This is a genomic window from Niabella hirudinis (assembly GCF_051201075.1).
In the GTDB taxonomy this organism is placed as follows: domain Bacteria; phylum Bacteroidota; class Bacteroidia; order Chitinophagales; family Chitinophagaceae; genus Niabella; species Niabella hirudinis.
Window position 1 is genome coordinate 50,083 of sequence record NZ_JBPEHJ010000018.1, and the last position, 15,896, is coordinate 65,978.

Below are 15,896 nucleotides of genomic sequence, written 5' to 3' on the forward strand. Positions count from 1 at the left end.
ATGAGATGTGTTTTTTTTTAACGCAAAGTGCGCGGGGAATTCGCAAAGGCCGCAACGAAGGGATGGCGCTAGTGGATCCATTGCAACCCTTGCGTGATCTTAGCGTACCTGGCGGTAAAAAATTGAACTGCAAAAATAGCCGATAATAAAAATGGATAGCGGTAATTTTACCAAAACAGTGCATCGTTTATATGAGACATCCCTACCTGATCCTGGCAATTATCTTAATGGTGACGTTGCTATTGATTGTTGACCGGCAGGATTTGAAGAGCCGGCGTATGCAGGATGGGGCAGATGTAGGAGGGCCATCTGACCGAATGTTGCCTGAGGAAAAAGTTGTCAATGATAAGCTGATCCTTGTAGAAGGAATGAATGAACATGCTATAAAAATAATCATCCGCGACTTTTGCGGGTGGCATAACCGGGAGATGCTACAAGTGATTCCGGCAGTAACTAAAATGACCGATTTGCTGTTTGCCATTACCTTTCCGTATAATGTTTCATTCGAGATCTTTTGCACGCTTATCAACTATCTGAATTACCCCAAAGGCGATAACCGGCGTTTTTATGCAATGGGCTGGGCAACCACCCGATTAACGGATATGTGGATGACAGAAGAAAGCGCCGGCAAACCGGTGCTGTTATTTGTTCAGGATCCGGGTGCGAAGTGCGATTATATTTTTATGACAACTGATGGCCAGATTGGGTATCGGCTTGGCTTTGCTGCTGAAAAAGCACAGTTGCTGGAGTACCCTGCTGAACCGTATCGTCTGCCTCCGTTTACGGTGGATGATCTGGCTGACAGAGCAACGATCATACTTTAGTTTAAAGGCCACTGAAATACGGTTTCATTGCCATTGAAGCGTAGCAACACAGATTCTTTAGTGCTACAATAGTGGTCTTGCTTTTGCCCAAACCTGGCGCACCACGGCATCTTTGCGGTTGGGTATTGACCGCAGTATAGGAAGCGCGCGGAGATTGTGCCGGGTTTCGCTGCTCTATGGAAGTCCTTCAGACAATGCTACCAGGTCGGTAAGCAGGATCCGGTGTTTTTGTTGTTGAGGAATTTGCCGCCTCTATCGCTATAATTACCGATAGGAATGCCCTGCATATTGAGGTATATTTATTGCAATATTCACGATGCCCAATAAATATACCATGACAAAGCCTGTTTTAACCGAAAAGGATTACAAAGATGCCGCACAAATGCTGGATGCGGAAGTGGCTGCTATTAGAGCCGTTGCGGAAGTGGAGTCTGCAGGAAGCGGGTTCCTGCAAAGCGGTGAGCCCAAGATATTATTTGAGCGGCATGTTTTTTCAAAGCGAACCGGCGGCTTGTTCGATGCCTCGCACCCAAATATTTCCAACTCCGTTTGGGGCGGCTACGGAGCAGCGGCCAATCAACATAAGCGTTTGCAGGAAGCGGCGGCGTTGAACCGCGAGGCCGCACTGATGTCGGCTTCCTGGGGCAAATTCCAGATCATGGGTTTTAATTATGCATTGTGCGGGTTTAACACCCTGCAGGATTTTGTAAATGCGATGTACCGGTCGGAGCGGGAACATTTGCTGGCATTTGTGAATTATATCAAAAATGTATCGCTGGATGACGAGCTGCGGGAACATCGATGGGCCGATTTTGCCCGGAAATACAATGGGCCGGATTACCGGAAGAACCGGTACGATATAAGATTGAAAGGGGCATATAATAAGTTTACTGATCTGACTGGCTAATGAGTAAGCACCCTTCCGTATTTGTGAAGGCATCTAAAAAATATAGGCCAATTTTAAGCCCAGGTTGCGCTCATTCACATTGGCGGGGCGGTCTTTTTTATCAAGCCGGGAGCGGCCTACTTTTACTGCTATATCAAAATGTGTTGCAAATTCATATCCCAGCGAAAAATAATAAGTAAAACCTCCGGGTACTTTCCCTCCGTTATCCCGGTAATGTACATCGGTAACAAACGTGTAACCCATTGCATCCTGTCCGTATAAATTTTTAATAACGGGCAGTGGATACTTGATTACGGCCAAAACGGGAACGGCAGTATAATTTATGTTTCCTGTAGGTATCAGGGGCCTGGTGCCGGTGAACTTTAAAAAGCCGGTATTCAGCCCCAGACCCAAACGCTCTTTTACCCATACTTCGCCCTGTGCAGAAACACCGATGCCCCAAAAAGCCAGGTCATGATTAAAAGAATGGAGCAGTTCCGGACCTGCATTAACCTTTACGTTTTGCGCACCCGCGCCATTAGCAATGGTGAAGAGTAATACCAGTAAATATATTTTTCGCATCCGTATGGTTTGTACGTAAAGTAATCTTTACTCCTGTCAAAGTTAAAGAAAGACGTTTGTGTTTCAGATGCTTTCTGGCGTTTTTATAAATAACTTATAGAGGAAACGTCTTTTATAACTTATTGCTCATACAGCTCAATGGGTAACCCGTTGGGATCAAAAAAGAAAGTGAATTTTTTACCGGTGTATTCGTCTATGCGAAGGGACTCAACGAGGATGCCTTTTGCCTGTAGCTGATGAATAGCGGCCTCTACGTTCTCCACCTCGAATGCGATATGACGGAGGCCCACAGCTTCGGGTCTTGTAAGGCGTGCCGGCGGATCCGGAAAGGAGAATAGCTCAATAAGATATTGATCATTCAGGGCAAGATCCAGCTTATGAGAGTTCCGTTCCTTACGATACACCTCCTGCAGGATCCTGAACCCCAGGGTGTCCGTGTAAAACATTTTGGAGCGTTCGTAATCGCTGCAGATAATGGCAATATGATGTAGCTTTTTTAAATTCAGCATAGTAGTTATCTATTTCCTGGAGAGGCTCGTTTTACTTTGTTATTTTAACTCTTATTCCCTCGCTATGCGCGGAAAATTCCGGTGCATACATACACTGTACGCTGGTGATGCCGTTGCTGAAATTACCTGCAACAGTTGCAAAAAGACTGTATTCAAATACGTAAGTGCCCCTGGGCAGGTAACCAAAAAAGAAGTTTGTACTGGCGTCTTTTGTGGTTTCATAATACCCCAGCCCGCCCTGCCATTTATAGGAGCTGAGCACATTGGTGGGCTCAAAACCGCTGGCGCGCATGTCTTTCAGATGCACATATTCCATATCCCGGTCTGCCCGCAACTCAATGCGGACTTTGATCTTGTCGCCCAGTTTTACAGCAGCGCCCTCCGCAAGGGGCGTTAGTACCGGTCCCCGGTCGCTGTTGGTTTCAATAAACAGTTTTTTGCTGAGTTTTAACGAGGTTTCTGCAAAACTGATCTTGTCCAGATTTTCAAAGTACTGCCAGTACAGGCTGCCCCAGGTTGGCAGGGTACTGCCCCGTGCAGGTGTGCCGGCTGGTGCCGTTACCGATACATTAACCGCGCCCATAGCCGGACGTACTTTTTCTCCGGGGATGGTTTTTTTGAAATACCCGGTGCCGGTCTCTGTTTTTTCCAGCGCAGATTCCACCTTGAGCCCTCCGAGGTCAATGGTTACTTCGGGACTGATTGTAAGCCATTGCGTTCCCTGCAACAATAATGCGTAACAGGCTTCGGCCGTAGCTTTCGTACTTTCCCAATGGCTGGTCTGTTTGTTTTTGAGCAACCAGGTCCTTAGATCGTCTGCAGTTTTTTTATCTTTTGCAATTTCCTCAAAGGCTTCAATGATGAGCGCCTGGCGTTCGATAGGCGCTTCATACCACCACCAGCTGCGCGCCGCATCTTTATAATACGTGCCCAGTTCCTCATGGTGTATGGCTGTTTCCTGCAGCGATTTCAGAATGGCTTTGGGAGTGGCTGCATCGCCCTTCCGGTACAGCGCCAGGGCGGTCATACCCTGCATGTACTTGTTGGTTCCGGTCCACGTTTTGGCCGCCCGGTCTGTAAAGTAAGTTACGGCCTTTTGCGCGTTTGGCGCAATACGGATATGGTCAAAAAAGCTGCGCATATACAGGTATTGGATCACATAATAAGAAGGCGTGTACGCGTTCAGTTTGGCGTTCTGCCGGATAAGCTCATCGTATTCTTCTTTTATTTTTTCATCAAGGTAGGGGAGGGCTTTGTATACAATATTGTCCAGTTTTTGCTCCTGTGATTTTTCGATCGGATTAATCTTTTTCAGATGTCCTATTCCTGTTATAATATACTGCGTCATATAACGATCATCGCGCCCGCCTTTGAACCATACAAAGCCGCCATTGGGACTTTGGAGCTGGCTGAGCTTGTCGTAGGCCTTGTTTAATTCGCTGCTCATGCGCACCAGGTCGAATAAAACGGCCATATTCTTTTTTTGTTGTGTTTCGTTCTGAGCCTGTAATACCCATGGCGTTTCCTCCAGTAGTACCGACTTTAATTCCTGGTTTTTTTGCAGGTTACTTAGTAAGGCTGCTGTGTCCTGTGTGCTCCAGCTCTCAAATATCTTTTTGATCTTTGGAGAACTGTTGGCGATCAATGATGCCAGCGAGTTGGCATAATAGCGGTTCCAGGTCTGTTCGGCGCATTCGTAGGGATATTCCATCATATAAGGCAGCGCCTGTACGGCGTACCATGCGGGGTTGGATGTATATTCTACGGTTAATGCCTGGTTTGTGAGCGTTTCACTTTCGCCGCTTTTAAGCAGTTTATCAAAGCTGAATTTTTTTGAACCAAAACCACGGAGCTGCAGCGGCAATGTTTCTGTAACCAGCATCCGGTTGGTGAGCACCGGAAGCATGTTTTCTTCGCCATCGCTTAATGCGGCTCCATCGTTGCCGTTTACTTTTGCTACAATGCGCCAGGTCACCGGTTTGGCAAACTGGTAGGGGACTTCAAGCGGAAAGTTTACAGCCTGGCTTTGCCCGGCGGCAATGGTGAAGTATTGCTGCGGGATGACGTTCTTAAACCAGCCATCCACCGGTTCATTTGTTGCTGCGTCAAATAGCTGCAGGGTGGCAATGCCGGTTACTTCTTTTGAGGAAAGATTCACTACTTTGCTGCTGAGCTCCATTTTATCGCCCTCCCTTAAAAAACGAGGCGCGTTGGGTTGCACCATCAGCTCTTTTTGGGTAATAATTTCTTTTAAGGAATAGCCCAGGGCCAGATCTTTAGTTTGGGCAAGGGCCTGGAACTTCCAGCGGGTAAGGGCTTCCGGCATCGTGAAGGAAAACCGGATATTTCCTTTGCTATCGGTTTTCAGATCGGGAAAAAAGAAAGCCGTTTCGTTGAAATTTTTTCGTACAGGTGCTTCGGAGGATGGTGCTGCCGGAGTAGACGGATCCGGGGCTGCCGCGCCTTTTATTTCAGGAATGCCTTTGCCATACATAACTGCGGGCGCAGGCGCCATCTCATCTCTCACGACACTAACCGATCCTGTCGCGTTTTTTCTTTGGAGGCCCAACGCTGTAACTGCAACCTGATCCGTTCTTCCAATCGGGCCGCCCCATCCAGGGGCATCATTGTCGATCATTCCTTGTTCAAACAGCTGGTCGTATCGTTTGTCAAAGGACTGCCGATTGTAAAGGAGGGTGTAGTTGGCAAGGGCGCGCACGATGCTGAAATTGGCGCCGGTATTCCAATTGCCAAAACTGTACTGGTTATTCCAAATAGCCGGAAGTCGCCATTGATGGGGGTAAAACTGGTCGAGCGATGCATCATACATGCTGGCCAGCAGCTCGGCGGCAACTTTATCTCCTTTATAGCCGCTCACTTGTATGCTCCATTTTTCTTCTGCACCGGGAAGGGTTTTGTCGCGGAAGGTTTCGTAAGTAACCCGCAGTAATTTATTGGTCCAGGGAACGGCGATGGTATTGTCATTTTTATAAAAACGGTTGTTCCTGATAAATATATAGCTAACGCCATAGCCGCCCCGGTCTGCTTCGGTTGCGGTAAAATCAAATTTCCTGATTTCATTGTTAAGGGCCTTGTAGGTATAGGTTGCCTTTTCTTTGTACAGCCCCTGCACCAGGAATACATCCGGCGCAGAACTACCAATCCGCACCGTAGCTGTCTGGCCGGGTTCGATGGCGGCCGGCGCAACCGTCCAAAGGTATTGCGGGTAAGCCGGGCGCTGTTGGTTTTCATCGTAGATCTCTGTGTAGCGGATATCTTTTACTTCATGGCCATCCTTGTCGTTTGTTGTAATGGTTACGGCATAATAGCCGGGGAGGGCCGTTGCAGCCGTCAGATGAAACATGCCTGTGGAATCGGTGGCGCCGGGTTGGGTCAGCAAATCTTTATCTTTTGGCCAGTTTGCAGGGTCCTGCTCGTTCTTGTAAATGTCATTGGGAAACTGACGGACATAGTCTTCCCGGGTCATTACGAACTGATCAGGTTGTTCCCATAAACGGCTTCTCAATAACCGGGGTTCCGGAGTAAGCCGGGCTATGGCCACCCGGATGCCGGCTTTTTCAAATTCCCCGTCCATGTTTTCGGTACGGATCGATAAGGTCTTTAGCTGCTGAGCTGTTAACCGGGCGGGAATGGCTGTCTTTAGCAATAATGATTTATAACCGATAGAAATCCTTTTTTCGCCGCTTCTTACTTCACCGTTTAAATCGGTTACATCTGCATATACCCTGTAATCAAATACAGGTTCCATTTTGGGATCAATGGTGGAGTCGGGCAGGGAGGTAAAGGTTACGGTAAAGGCTCCGCTGGCATCGGTTGTGGTTTCGCCCTGTGCAATTTCTGTTTGCTGTGCATTAACCGGCCACCAATAGCGGGCGAAAATCCAGGGGTAGGGAAACCTTGCCTGGCGTACTACGCGGTAAGTTACTTTTGCGCCGTCCACCGCATTGCCCGCATAGGCTTTTGCAGTTCCCGTTACGGTGACGCGCTCATTTAATTTATAAGTACCCCTCATTTTTTCAAAGCTGGTATAGAAACGGGGGCGTTTGTATTCTTCCATCTTAAAAGACGTAGTGCCTGAAGGAGTGGAGATACTAAAATTGCCATTCAAACCACCTTCCGGAAGCCTGAAGCTGCCATTAAAGGAGCCAAATTCATTGGTAGTAACGTCCAGGTCCGACATTTTCTGATGATTGGCATCATACAGGACGGTTGTTGTTTTGAAGCCGGGAAGGATCGTTGTTTGTTTTGCTGCAGGATCATAGCTTACTGCAATGCCTTTAAAATATACCGTTTGACCGGGCCGGTAAATACTCCGGTCGGTAAAAAGAAAAATAGTATTTCTTTTTTTTCCCCCGGCTGCATCGTAGTCATTATAATAATAATAACCATAATTCGATTCGTCCATAAAGAAGCGTTCATTATGATAGGTGACATCCAGCAGGTAATTGCCGCGCCCCCTGGTTTTTGCCTGGGCTTCGGGACCCGGAGCTTCAAAAACAAAATGCCCGTTTTTATCGGCGGTTACCTCATCGATTTTGGTGTTTTTGTAGGAGTTGGATGTATAGTCATATTCTTTTTGCCAAATGGTGACCCGGGCTTCGGGCAATGGCTGGCCGCTATTGCGGTTCAATATAAAAAAATCATTTTTATTGCTTACATAGGCGATGCCGGATACATATACCAGCTGAAAAGTGAGGATGTTTTTTTCCTGGGAGAAATTTTTATTGAGCGAAGTAACCATATAATATTCACCGGCAGGGAGACCTTGGGCCCTGAGCTCTGCGCTATGATGTTTATGATCTGCGGCGGCCGGAAGGGCTTGCTCCCATTCATTTACGGGTTTGGCAGATGTAAGCATGTTCCAGTATTGTTCTTTTCCATTGCGATCCTGTGTCGCCCTCTTTATGCTCTCTGTGGCTTTTACAATGCGCAAATAAACGATGGGTACATTTCTGTAAGATGCCAGCACACGAAAGGGCTCCTCCGGGAGCGTAACCTTTTCCATCTGGAGGCTGAATTCCGGCTGTTTTACCTGTTGCAACAGGTTGGCGGCATTTGTATGACCTTCACTGTTGCCCGGGCTGTTTGTAATCGCTTCGAGCATCGCGGCCGCAAGCATCATATCCTGGTTCCCGGGGTTTTTATTGTTATTGGGCAACTGTGCCTGGTTGTAATGCCATTGTGCCATCAGGAACCGGGCCTGCTGTGCTGCGGGCAGGCCGGCATATTTTTCTGCGATGTTTTGCAGCGCCTGGTAATAAAGCTTTTCCTTATTGGGCTGAACGGCATTTTGATATACGAACCGGATGCGGCTGATATCGGCATCAATCAGGGCATCCGGCCTCTTATCCCGGAGGTGAAATGAAAGCAGCTGCTGGTAAAGCTGCAGGGCTTTAAATGATAACGACAGCGAATCCCGGGTGTGAAACGAGGCTGCTGCAAAATCTTTCGCAGGAGCAAAAGCCTTGTCCTGGTTTATTTTAAAGGCGTAGGCCGGCCGGGTTACCGATCGTTCGGTGCTTTTGAAATAGCTGAGTGCCCTGAAGGCCAGCAGATCATACAGCGTAGGGCGCAAATAACGTGTATTCCCTTTTTCAATCAGCGCATCATAATCTTCCAGCCGGACACGGCGCAGCAATGTTTCCTCTTTTAAAGATTGCTCGTAAAGATTGCTGATTTTTTGTGTAAAATCATCGGTGGTCCAGGTGGCCGGGTCCGGCTTCCGGATGCCAATGGTGTTCGTCCGGTTGTAAAGCTTGTAGCGGTTGCGGTTAAAATAAGACTGGTAAACCCCTGCCAGGTAGCTATTGAGCAGTGCTGTTACCGGGCCCCGGCTTTCCCTGATTTCTTTTTCAAGATCCCGGATGCTGGCCAGCTCATTGTTTTCCCGGTTTTCGCTTTGAAGCCGGCTCATATAAACCAGTGCTTTTACCAGCTGCGCATCCTGGCGATCGGCTTTTGCCCGTTTATATATCTCTTTTACGGTATTGAGTGCAGATGCGGGCAGCCCTTTGCTGATATGGGTTTCTACAGACTTCCATGCTGCTTCGTAGTTTTTGATGGTTTGTGCGCTTGGTTTCATACAGGTAAACAATAAGGTTAGTATTAAAAAAGCGGAACGGCTCAGTATTTTCATCTGTTTATTTTTTATTGATTTTTATGGCTCATTTCATATAAGCGTTTATTAATAGATGCACAGAGTGGTAAAATTACATAAACCCTGCGCATTTCATCAATGGTAACGGGTTGCCGGTACAGAACGCAACAGGAATGCTTCGCCGCCGGCGATGGGGATAATATTTAGCGGATATATGTGCCAAATAGCCCACGCTTTTTTACATTTGTACTTTTATGAGGAGGACGTTAGAAGACACATACAGGCACAAGGGACTACGGAAAAAGCTGATAGAAGTAATAAAAGAAAAAGGGATTACAGATGAAACGGTGCTGGAAGCGATGAATGCCGTCCCCCGTCATTTCTTTTTGGACTCGGCATTTGATGATGTGGCCTATGAAGACCGGGCTTTTCCAATAGGGGAAGGGCAAACAATTTCCCAGCCATATACGGTTGCCTATCAGTCCCAGTTGCTGGAAACTGTTCCGGGGCAAAAAGTACTGGAGATTGGCACAGGTAGTGCTTACCAGGCCGTAGTGCTGGCCAAAATGGGGATTAAGGTATTTACCATTGAACGTCAGAAAAAGTTGTTTGAAGAAAACAAGAAATTTATCTACCTGAAACAATTTCCCTTCATAAAATTTTTTTATGGAGATGGCTACCAGGGATTGCCTACTTACGGCCCGTTTGACCGGGTGATCATTACAGCGGCTGCCCCGGAGATCCCTCAAAAGCTGGTCGAACAGCTGAAGCCGGGCGGCATGATGGTGATTCCGCTGGGCGCCGGCAATGTGCAGCAGATGCGCCGGCTTCATAAAAAGGCCGATGGAACAGTAACCGAAGAGTTATTTGATGATTTTTCATTTGTGCCGATGCTTACCGGCAAAAACTAAATGATGCTACTGTGACTGAACAACAGCGGGGAGGATTGGTACGTATTTTTTTTACCGGGATGCTGGTTAGCTTTCTTGGATCGTTGCCATTGGGAACGTTGAATATCGCTGCCATGCAGATTGCCATCAGCCAGTCCGTTAAAAATGCCTTGCTTTTTTCATTGGGATCACTAACGGCGGAGGTGGTTTATGTGCGTCTTTCGCTGGTGGCGATGGATTGGGTGCGTAAACAGGAAAAGATTCTGCGGTTGCTGGAATGGCTTACGTTGGTCATTATAGCAGCGCTGGCTGTTGCCAGTCTGTATGCGGCTATGCATCCTTCGCAAGGGAACAATGTGATATTGAATAATAGCCTGCCTTCGTATTTGCTGGGGCTTACGATGAGCGCGGTAAACCCGGTGCAGATCCCGTTCTGGTTTGGATGGAGCACGGTGTTATTTACAAAGAATGTGCTGAAGCCTAAAGTGTCTTATTATAATTTTTATATTGTGGGTATTGGCCTGGGTACCTTGATGGGCAACTGTGTATTTATTTTTGGCGGGCGGTTGATCGCAAATAAGATACAGAACAACCAGTCGCTGATGAACTATATTATTGGCGGCGTTTTTGTAGTAACCGCTTTGATTCAATGCTGGCGCATGTTTATAAAAAAGAAAGATATTGCGGCCAAGCTGCATGAAACGGAAAAGAAGCAGGAGTAAAGATTCAGGAGGTTTGGGTCCAGGCGTCCCGGTCATCGGGGCTGAACTTCCAGGGCGCAAAGTTGTTCTCCACATTGCTGAACATATTGTTCCACTCCTGTGGGGCATTGCTTTCTTCCATTACGAGGTAGCGGCGCAGCTGAAGAATAATGTCAAGCGGGTTAATGCTTACCGGGCATTCCTGCACGCAGGCATTGCAGGTAGTGCAGGCTCTTAATTCTTCTACAGAAATATAGTCGTGAAGCAGGCTTTTACCGTCTTCTTTCCACTCTTTCTTTTCATTCAGCTGTTTCCCTATCTCTTCTGCGCGGTCGCGGGTATCCATCATGATCTTGCGGGGGGAGAGCAGCTTACCGGTTATATTGGCGGGGCAGGCGGCACTACAGCGTCCGCACTCGGTACAGCTGTAAGCATCCAGTAGATTTTTCCAGCTAAGGTCGGTAATATCCTTTGCGCCAAAGCGGGCCGGGGGTGCGGCTTCGGCGGGCGCCAGTTCCGGCTGCATGGCATACAATACCTCGTTTTGTACAGCCGGCATGTTCTCCATTTCGCCCATTGGGATTAGCCGTGCATAGTAGGCATTGGGAAATGCCAGTACGATGTGCAGGTGTTTGGAGAAGGGGAGGTAATTTAAAAACGCCAGAATGCCGATAATATGCAGCCACCAGCAAGCGCGTTCAAGTAGCTCCAGGGACCCGTCAGACAGACCGCTGATCAGCGGCTGAATGTATTGTGATACCATAAAATTGCCCGTGGTGTGTGTGGCATAATGTGCTGCCCCGCGCGATTGCAGCAGCGTGTCGCTGGCGTTCATTGTAAGAAAAAGGGTCATCAGCACAATCTCTGTAATCAGGATGTAATTGGCATCGCTGCGCGGCCATCCGTTGAGATCGTTGCTTAAAAAGCGCCGGATCTTTAGCAGGTTTCTCCGGATCAGGAAGATGGCGCAAAAAACCAGCACTGCCAGCGCAAGCAGTTCAAAAGCATTAATCAGGAAGGTATAAAAACCTCCGAGCGCCCCCGCAAACAGGCGATGGGTGCCCAATGCGCCATCCAGGATGATCTCCAGGATTTCAATATTGATGATGATAAATCCTGCATATACAAAGAAGTGCAAAAAACCAACCAGCGGATTCCGGAACATTTTTTTTTGCCCCAGGGCCAGCAGCAGCACGTTCCTCCAGCGCTGCCCCGGCTGGTCGTTGATAGCTTCATCACGCCCCAGGTTGATGTTCCGGCGGATCTGCTTTATTTTTTGGGAGAAAAATACAACGGCGGGAATAAATAACAGTACAAATAAAATTTGTTGAGCAATTTGCATGAGCATTCAGTTACAAAGTGCTAATTTACGGCTTCCTTTACAAGTAGAGGCATTTTGAACGCAAATTAAACAGACAGCAGGTGAAAAAATATTTATTGGATGCAGAAACGGTGGAGAAGAAGCTGCAGCGGCTGGCATTGGAATTGGTTGAAAATAACCTGGATGCGGCCCCACTGATTTTGGTTGGCATAGAGGAGAACGGTGTGGTGCTGGCAAAAAATATCCGGCAGCGGATCCAGAAAAACAGCAGGATTCCTACAGAACTGCTTACCCTGCAGCTGAATAAAAAGAAACCGGAGGCGGTAACGCTTAGCCGGGAGATGGACTTTACCGGTAAAGTAATCGTTCTGATAGATGATGTTACCAACAGTGGTAAAACCCTGCTTTATGCGCTGAAACCATTCCTGGAATATCATCCTGCCAGGATCCAGACCCTGGTGCTGGTAGAACGGACGCATACACTGTTTCCCATAACGCCGGATTATAAAGGAATATCCCTGGCAACTACACTACAGGACCATATTTATGTAGAAGTGGAGGGGGATAAGGTTACCGGTGCGTACCTGGCTTAGGTTTTGGGTTCCTGGTTCAGTGTTTAAAGCTCCGGGTTGGTCTTCGTCTTACGCTCAATGCAAACGGACAAATTTTTAATCCGATAACGAATTTCATTGCAACCTTTGCGGATACGTTGGGTTCTTAGAAGCTGTTTAAAAATAGAATAATTAAAAACCATTAAGAATAGTTTAGTAACCGTAGTTCTTAATGAATCTTAACTTAGTGGTTTTTGAGGCCCTGAATGTCTGTTATACGGAATTTTAATAATGAAAACTTAAACCGCTTCTTAAAAGTTCATTTTTTACCGCAAGGTGCGCAAGGGACACGCGAGGTTCGCGAGGGCATCTGCGGGAACGATAAAAATCACTTAAGCAAACGGTATTGATTCACCATTGCCCACAGGTTAACCCGGTTTCAACTTTCAGACACAACTCAGGAAAATACCTTTTCCAGGAACTTCTTCATCTCTTCCCAGGAAGCTTTATCGGCAGCTTCATCATATTTTATATCCAGTTTAAACTTTTCGCCGATGGCTGTTGCGCCCGGATTTGTGAAAGCATGTTTGGCATTAGGATACCCTATAAACTGCATATTGGCATTGGCGGCTTCCATCTCTTTTTTAAATTCATTGACGGTACTTACCGGAACGAACGAATCTGCATCACCATTTAAAACCAGTAGCTGTGGTTTGATACTTCCCCTACGGGCCGTAATGCCGTAGTTTTCCAGTCCGCCGTGAAAACTTACGACGCCCTTCAGATTTTCACCCATACGCGCCATGTTTAATACCATCGCGCCTCCAAAGCAATAACCGATAGCTGCAATTTTTGAGGAGTCGGCCTGCGGATAGGATTTTGCTATGGCCAGTGCATTATCAAACCGCTCCTGCGCCAGCTGTGGGTTTTTGTAATATTTTGCCGCCTCGTTACCGGCATCTTTTGGGTTGTCCAGCACTTTACCGCTTCCATACATGTCTACCACCAACGCAAAGTAACCCAGCTCTGCAAGTTGTTTGGCACGCTCCTTTATATAATCGGTAACTCCCCACCATTCGGGAACGATCAGTACAATCGGCTTTTTACCGGCATTGGCACTGTCATAGGCCATAATGCTTGTAAAGGTTTTGATCCCGTCTTCAAATTCAACCGGCTCCGTTTTTACATGTGGAAGTTCCCGCACAATTCCGGTGTTGGTAACAATGCTATCGGCATCTGCACCGGCAGCGGGTGTTTTATCAGTTCCATCGTTGCAGGACATCAGCAGCAGGAACATGCATGCAGAAAAAAAATAGGAGATCTGTTTTGCGATCATAGTAGGAGGTTTGTCTGAATATACGAATAAGATTTTAAATCAGGTACCGGATGCAAATTTATTCTAAAAGCCACAATTTTCCCTTAATAAAATTGTATCTTGCTAATGATTTGATGGCGGTTGTGTCCTGCATTTTTACGAGTTGGCAAAATGAAAAAAATTATTGTAGCGATAGACGGGTGGTCCAGTTGTGGAAAAAGTACCCTGGCAAAACAGATGGCCAAGGAGTTGGGGTATATTTATGTAGACAGTGGGGCGATGTACCGTGCCATTACCTTGTATTTTCTCCGGAATCATGTGGACTGGGATGAGCAGAAAGCGGTTGAGGCGGCCTTAATGGATATTGAGCTGGATTTCCGGTTGAATGAACTGAATGCCAATGTGGAGATCTACCTGAATGATGAAAATGTGGAATACCCGGTGCGAGATCTTATTGTAGCTGAAAAGGTAAGTGAGGTGGCGGCTATAAAAGCGGTGCGGGAGTTTGCAGTAGAGCAGCAACAAAGATTGGGAAAGAAAAAAGGCATTGTAATGGATGGGCGGGACATCGGTACGGTGGTTTTTCCCAAAGCGGAGCTAAAAATATTTATGACCGCAGATAATGCCGTGCGTGTAGAACGAAGATTTAAAGAGCTGGTTGAAAAGAATCCAAATATAACGATTGAAGAAGTAGCCGAGAATATCCAGATGCGCGATTACATCGATTCAAACCGGGAGGTGAGCCCGTTGCGACAGGCAAATGATGCCATTGTAATTGATAATACAAAATTGACTCCGGAGGAACAGCTAAAAAAGGCTTTAAGGCTTGCAAAAAATATAACGGGATAGCCAGCTGCCCCCGCCTTCGGCTGCTGAATAAGCTTTGGCAGAATCTCCGGGTCCGGCGGCGCTGCGGTCCCCTAACCGTTTAAACAATATTACATGAGCACACGCCGGAATTTCCTTCAAAATATGGGTCTGTCGGCCCTGGGAATTTACGCATTTAATGGATTGAATGCAGAAACTGTTTTGATGCCTGCATCTGCAGCAGAAGGCCCTGTGCTGCGGGTGGCCCTCATGGGGCTGGGCGGTTATGCCAGCCGGGTAGCGGACGCAATGCAGCAATCCAAACGGGCAAAAATTACCGGCCTGATCAGCGGCACTCCCGGAAAGCTGAAAAGCTGGGGCGAAAAATACGGAGTGCCGGAAAATAGCCGGTATAACTATGAAACCTTTGATGCGGTTAAAAATAACCCCGATATCGATGCGGTCTATGTCATTACGCCCAATGCGCTGCATCACGATCAGGTAATCCGTTGCGCGGCGGCAGGAAAGCATGTGATCTGCGAGAAGCCGATGGGGCTGAATGCAAAACAGGGGCGGGAAATGGTGGCCGCCTGCAAAAAGGCCGGAAAGCAATTGCTGGTAGGATACCGGATGCATTTTGAACCGCTTACGCTGGAGATACACCGGATGCGTACAGCAGGGGAGCTGGGGTCGGTTAAATTCTTTCAGGGACTATCAGGTTTCCGGATTGGTGATCCTACCCAATGGCGGCTTAATAAGGCGCTTGCAGGAGGGGGCTCCCTTATGGATATTGGCATTTATGCGTTAAATGGCTGCCGGTATATGGTGGGTGAAGAGCCGGTATGGGTAACGGCGCAGGAAACGAAGACCGACTTTGTAAAATTTAAAGAAGGCGTGGATGAAACCATCACGTTCCAGCTGGGATTCCCGGGTGGGGTAACGGCATCCTGTCTTTCTTCCTATAATATGAATAACCTGGATCGTTTTTTCCTGAACGGTGAGAAGGGGTTTGCAGAACTGCAGCCGGCGTCCAGTTATGGTCCTATTAAAGGACGTACCCATAAAGGCCCGCTGGATATTCCTGCCGGGCGTCCGCAGCAGGCCGTGCAGATGGATGAGATGGCCGCCATTATTCTTGATGGTAAAAAACCGGTGATCCCGGTAGACGGGGAGGAAGGCCTTCGCGACCTGGTGATTATTGATGCGATTTACAAAGCGGTTAAAACCGGGCAAAAGGTAAAGCTGAACCCCGGCGCTTCCCTGAGGGCTCAAAACTAAGCTGGTACGTTAAAAACCGACAGGCTCCTTTTGCTAAACGAATCCTTTTTTTTATTTTACCTTTCGATGGTACAAACCCATTTTCAAAACAGTTTAATGTTGTTGATGACGGTG

At 47.4% G+C, this 15,896-nt stretch carries 12 protein-coding genes; 7 read left to right on the forward strand and 5 right to left on the reverse strand.

Going from position 1 to position 15,896, the window contains the following annotated elements:
- The first annotated feature begins 191 nt into the window (after nucleotides 1–191).
- Nucleotides 192–824, forward strand: a complete 633-nt coding sequence (locus tag GGU45_RS20970; protein WP_435228126.1) for a hypothetical protein — start codon at nucleotides 192–194, stop codon at nucleotides 822–824.
- 334 nt (nucleotides 825–1,158) lie between these two features.
- Entirely contained in the window at nucleotides 1,159–1,731 is a 573-nt protein-coding gene (locus GGU45_RS20975; RefSeq protein ID WP_435228127.1) for an N-acetylmuramidase family protein, read from the forward strand.
- Nucleotides 1,732–1,764: 33 nt separating this feature from the next.
- On the opposite strand, the gene GGU45_RS20980 is transcribed toward GGU45_RS20975, so the two are convergent.
- The 3 genes from GGU45_RS20980 to GGU45_RS20990 form a co-directional block, all read right to left on the reverse strand.
- Nucleotides 1,765–2,292, reverse strand: a complete 528-nt coding sequence (locus GGU45_RS20980) for an outer membrane beta-barrel protein (protein ID WP_435228129.1) — start codon at nucleotides 2,290–2,292, stop codon at nucleotides 1,765–1,767.
- A 119-nt stretch (nucleotides 2,293–2,411) separates the two neighbouring features.
- Nucleotides 2,412–2,801, reverse strand: a complete 390-nt coding sequence (gene gloA2, locus GGU45_RS20985) for an SMU1112c/YaeR family gloxylase I-like metalloprotein (protein ID WP_435228130.1) — start codon at nucleotides 2,799–2,801, stop codon at nucleotides 2,412–2,414.
- A gap of 31 nt (nucleotides 2,802–2,832) precedes the next feature.
- Nucleotides 2,833–8,958, reverse strand: a complete 6,126-nt coding sequence (locus GGU45_RS20990) for an alpha-2-macroglobulin family protein (protein WP_435228132.1) — start codon at nucleotides 8,956–8,958, stop codon at nucleotides 2,833–2,835.
- Nucleotides 8,959–9,173: 215 nt separating this feature from the next.
- On the opposite strand from GGU45_RS20990, the gene GGU45_RS20995 reads away from it, so the two are divergent.
- On the forward strand, nucleotides 9,174–9,830 hold the full coding sequence (locus GGU45_RS20995; protein WP_435228134.1) for a protein-L-isoaspartate(D-aspartate) O-methyltransferase: 657 nt from the start codon (nucleotides 9,174–9,176) through the stop codon (nucleotides 9,828–9,830).
- A gap of 11 nt (nucleotides 9,831–9,841) precedes the next feature.
- The gene (locus GGU45_RS21000; RefSeq protein WP_435228136.1) at nucleotides 9,842–10,531 is read left to right on the forward strand and encodes a LysE family translocator; all 690 of its coding nucleotides are present in this window, start codon (nucleotides 9,842–9,844) and stop codon (nucleotides 10,529–10,531) included.
- A 4-nt stretch (nucleotides 10,532–10,535) separates the two neighbouring features.
- Here the strand turns inward: GGU45_RS21000 and GGU45_RS21005 are convergent, their stop codons facing one another.
- A complete protein-coding gene (locus GGU45_RS21005) occupies nucleotides 10,536–11,852 on the reverse strand; it encodes a 4Fe-4S dicluster domain-containing protein (RefSeq protein ID WP_435228138.1) in 1,317 nt (438 codons plus the stop codon).
- 80 nt (nucleotides 11,853–11,932) lie between these two features.
- Between GGU45_RS21005 and GGU45_RS21010 the strand changes: the two genes are divergently transcribed.
- Nucleotides 11,933–12,424 (forward strand): phosphoribosyltransferase family protein, encoded by a 492-nt coding sequence (locus GGU45_RS21010; RefSeq protein WP_435228140.1) that lies wholly within the window; start codon nucleotides 11,933–11,935, stop codon nucleotides 12,422–12,424.
- A 415-nt stretch (nucleotides 12,425–12,839) separates the two neighbouring features.
- On the opposite strand, the gene GGU45_RS21015 is transcribed toward GGU45_RS21010, so the two are convergent.
- On the reverse strand, nucleotides 12,840–13,718 hold the full coding sequence (locus GGU45_RS21015; RefSeq protein WP_435228142.1) for a dienelactone hydrolase family protein: 879 nt from the start codon (nucleotides 13,716–13,718) through the stop codon (nucleotides 12,840–12,842).
- Nucleotides 13,719–13,868: 150 nt separating this feature from the next.
- Between GGU45_RS21015 and cmk the strand changes: the two genes are divergently transcribed.
- Nucleotides 13,869–14,546 carry a (d)CMP kinase gene (cmk, locus tag GGU45_RS21020; RefSeq protein ID WP_435228144.1) on the forward strand — a complete coding sequence of 226 codons (678 nt, stop codon included), beginning with the start codon at nucleotides 13,869–13,871 and terminating at the stop codon, nucleotides 14,544–14,546.
- A gap of 93 nt (nucleotides 14,547–14,639) precedes the next feature.
- The gene (locus GGU45_RS21025; protein WP_435228146.1) at nucleotides 14,640–15,782 is read left to right on the forward strand and encodes a Gfo/Idh/MocA family protein; all 1,143 of its coding nucleotides are present in this window, start codon (nucleotides 14,640–14,642) and stop codon (nucleotides 15,780–15,782) included.
- The last annotated feature ends 114 nt before the right edge of the window (nucleotides 15,783–15,896 follow it).

What these genes read in the sequence shown, in the direction of transcription:
- GGU45_RS20970 (WP_435228126.1), top strand. Translation starts at nt 192, where the DNA reads ATGAGACATCCCTACCTGATCCTGGCAATTATCTTAATGGTGACGTTG.
- GGU45_RS20975 (WP_435228127.1), top strand. Translation starts at nt 1,159, where the DNA reads ATGACAAAGCCTGTTTTAACCGAAAAGGATTACAAAGATGCCGCACAA.
- GGU45_RS20980 (WP_435228129.1), bottom strand. Translation starts at nt 2,292, where the DNA reads ATGCGAAAAATATATTTACTGGTATTACTCTTCACCATTGCTAATGGC.
- gloA2 (WP_435228130.1), bottom strand. Translation starts at nt 2,801, where the DNA reads ATGCTGAATTTAAAAAAGCTACATCATATTGCCATTATCTGCAGCGAT.
- GGU45_RS20990 (WP_435228132.1), bottom strand. Translation starts at nt 8,958, where the DNA reads ATGAAAATACTGAGCCGTTCCGCTTTTTTAATACTAACCTTATTGTTT.
- GGU45_RS20995 (WP_435228134.1), top strand. Translation starts at nt 9,174, where the DNA reads ATGAGGAGGACGTTAGAAGACACATACAGGCACAAGGGACTACGGAAA.
- GGU45_RS21005 (WP_435228138.1), bottom strand. Translation starts at nt 11,852, where the DNA reads ATGCAAATTGCTCAACAAATTTTATTTGTACTGTTATTTATTCCCGCC.
- GGU45_RS21015 (WP_435228142.1), bottom strand. Translation starts at nt 13,718, where the DNA reads ATGATCGCAAAACAGATCTCCTATTTTTTTTCTGCATGCATGTTCCTG.
- cmk (WP_435228144.1), top strand. Translation starts at nt 13,869, where the DNA reads ATGAAAAAAATTATTGTAGCGATAGACGGGTGGTCCAGTTGTGGAAAA.
- GGU45_RS21025 (WP_435228146.1), top strand. Translation starts at nt 14,640, where the DNA reads ATGAGCACACGCCGGAATTTCCTTCAAAATATGGGTCTGTCGGCCCTG.